The organism is Nostoc sp. CHAB 5715 (assembly GCF_020829685.1).
Lineage (GTDB): Bacteria > Cyanobacteriota > Cyanobacteriia > Cyanobacteriales > Nostocaceae > Nostoc.
Genome location: NZ_JAIVFR010000947.1, coordinates 1 through 2,846, shown reverse-complemented (window position 1 = coordinate 2,846; position 2,846 = coordinate 1). Strand labels below are relative to the sequence as shown.

Genomic DNA, 2,846 nt, shown 5'->3' with positions numbered 1-2,846 from the left:
TGGGCTTGTGTTCTGAACGAATGGGCTTGTGTTCTGAACGAATGGGCTTGTGTTCTGAACGAATTGGTAAAACTCAAGGACACCGCATCGCTTTAATTGGGGAACCGGGTGCGGGAAAAACTACTCATTTTATAGGCATCCAAGCACAGTTAACAATTCAAAATTCAAAATTCAAAATTAAAGACATTTCAGACGGGGATTTAAACCCAATACAGTTCAGTTAAGCATTTCTTCCTTCTCTTTGCGTCCTTGGCGTCCTTGGCGGTTCGTTAAAAAATTTGACTTTGATAAAGAGTTTTGGCCTTAACTGAACCGTATTGGATTTAAACCCCAATGGTTCCTGAGCGAAGTCGAAGGACTGAAACTGCTGCTACATATAGATGTAGGGGTCTTAAACCCTTTAATTTACGATAAAATAATTCGTAATTCGTAATTCGTAATTAAATATGGTATTAATGCTCACCCATAGCTTGATTAGTTATTAATTTCGACAACAACTTTGGCGTAAGTTAAACCAGAAACTTTCTGGCTATCTTCTGGAGGCAGAGCAATTTTTACTTCTACGACTCTGGCATCCACATCTGCTGCTGGATCTGTATTCAGCACATCTTTTTTACCAATTTTTCTGCCAATTTCAGTAACAGTTCCCTTTAATTCGCCGCTAAATGCACCATTATCGCTGCTGATAGTGGCGTTTTGACCAATACGCACTTTACCAATACTGTCTTCAGCGACTTCAGCAATCACAAACATTTGGCTGGTTTGTCCAATTTCAGCAATGCCATTTGCACCGATCGCTTCGCCTGATTTGGTGTAAACTTTTAAAATCTCTCCAGCGATTGGTGCTTGAACGTAGCTTAACTTTAGTTCTGCTTCGGCTTTTCTGATATTTGCGATCGCATTACTAACTTGGGCTTGCGCTACTTGCACATCGGTAGGACTAACATCTAAAATTCTGCTCAGTTTGGCCTTTTCTTCATCGATTTGTCTTTGCAAAGTTGCTACGGTTTGATCACGGTTAACTTTGGCTTCGATTAGCTGCTGTTGCAAAGTTGCTAAATTTTGTATTTGGGTAGCTCTGGCTTCGGCAAGTTGCTGTCGTAGAGTTGCTAATGTTTGCTTTAGGGTAGCTTGGCTTTCGGCCACCTGTTGATTAGAAGTTACTGCACTCAAGCGTCTTCTATCCCGCTCTTGCTGAGAAATAGCACCTTCTTTGTATAAATAATCATAGCGTCCGGCATCGACTTGAGCATTGCGCTGTTCGGCTTGGATACGTGCAACTGTCGCTCTGAGAACATCTCTTTGCCCACTGAGTTCAGCTTCTAAGCGATTCACGGTTGCTTGTTGGACAAGTTTATCACCACTTAACTGAGCTGCAATCCGCGCGATCGTTGCTTGGCCTGCATTCCTTTCCCCAACTAACTGCGCTTGTAGGCGAGCAATAACTGCTCTTTGGGCTTGAATATCTCTTGGAGATCCGGCTTTGACTTGCGCTAAATTCGCACGGGCTTCTTGCACTTTGGCTTTTGCCTCTTGTAGTCCGGCTATTTGGGTATCGCGGTTGTCTAAAATTGCGACAATTTGGCCTTGCTTTACCTGTTCACCCTCTTTCACCAGAAGTTGCTGAATTCGTGACGATGGTGCTAATCCTGATGATGGGGCAGACAATTTAACAACTTCGCCTCGCGGTTCCAAACGCCCTACAGCACTAATGCTATTGGTAGATGGCATTACGGGGGCAGATGTAGTTAGTTTTCTCAGCTGCTCGATTTTAGCTGTACCTAGTATCCCAGCCGCGATTACTATTGGCACAGCTACAGCGATACCCCACCAAATCTTAGGTTGTTCTTGATTAAATGCCTGCTCAGTTGGTTTTGGCTTTTCAGTCACCCTTGACATAGTATGTTGCCCATTTACCTGAATTGTGCTGATCAAAGTAAAAATAAAAGGGTTTTTAATCAACAGCCAGCTGCTTAGGACAAACAACAGTGGTTTAAAGCTTAAAATCCATCGTGTGATGAACGCTTAACACTATGGCTTTGGAAAATGGTGTTTTCTATAGCGATGCTCGTTTGTATGCAATACATTTTGACCTCACTTCCATTCCTCTCTCCTATAGGACTTACGCACACTCTACGAATTCTCGGCGCTCTTGGCGTCTTGGTGAACCAGCGCTGTAGGCGGGTTTCCCGCCGTAGGCGACTGGTGAACCCGAAGGGCGGTTCGATAAATTAAGCTTTTTAGCAATTTTTGCGTAAGTCCTATCCTAAAGGAGAGAGGCTTTGAGGCATACTCCCCAGCGCTAGCTCTTAAGGAACTGGGGGTTAGTAGGTCTGTGTTGATACTAAGAAACGCTATAGTAGCTGGCTATTCAATAACTCTGAGTATTATTGAGACATGAGTGCAATGGACGTTAGGAAAATTCACAAGCAGTATGAATCTAGATGTAGAGACGCGATGTATAGTGTCTCTACACAAAATCCTAAATTGGTATGATGCGGTACTATACTGCTACATTCACTATGGCTACAGTTAGTCACAAAATTGAAAAGAAACATCAAAAATAGACTATTGCCTTTGTTGGATACCAGGGCTATTTCGTTCTAGACATAAACCGCCCAGAACTGAAGTTCCTCTCTTATAGTCCAAGTCCACTAAAGTGGACTAAAAGCCTTTCTTAGTCCACTTTAGTGGACTTTTGTTATTAGCCTCAGAATGAATTCTGAGGCGGGCTAGATGAGAATGAAATAGCCCCGGCTTTCTTGGTAGATGCATTGATTACTCGTGCGTCTACTATGTCTTGCGATCCGTTCGGGATAAACGAATTCACTTCACCCTTTTTCAAG

The 2,846-nt window shown here is 43.0% G+C and carries 2 protein-coding genes; one reads left to right on the top strand and one right to left on the bottom strand.

Annotation, left to right across the window (positions count from 1 at the left end; genetic code table 11):
• Window positions 1-224 (top strand): hypothetical protein (locus LC574_RS34160; protein ID WP_229458047.1); only part of this gene is annotated, 224 nt, incomplete at its 5' end.
• Window positions 225-474: 250 nt separating this feature from the next.
• On the opposite strand, the gene LC574_RS34155 is transcribed toward LC574_RS34160, so the two are convergent.
• Window positions 475-1,899, bottom strand: a complete 1,425-nt coding sequence (locus LC574_RS34155; RefSeq protein ID WP_229458046.1) for an HlyD family efflux transporter periplasmic adaptor subunit — start codon at window positions 1,897-1,899, stop codon at window positions 475-477.
• Window positions 1,900-2,846: the final 947 nt, after the last annotated feature.

Coding starts and splice junctions, on each gene's coding strand:
- LC574_RS34155 (WP_229458046.1), bottom strand. CDS start 1,899: ATGTCAAGGGTGACTGAAAAGCCAAAACCAACTGAGCAGGCATTTAAT.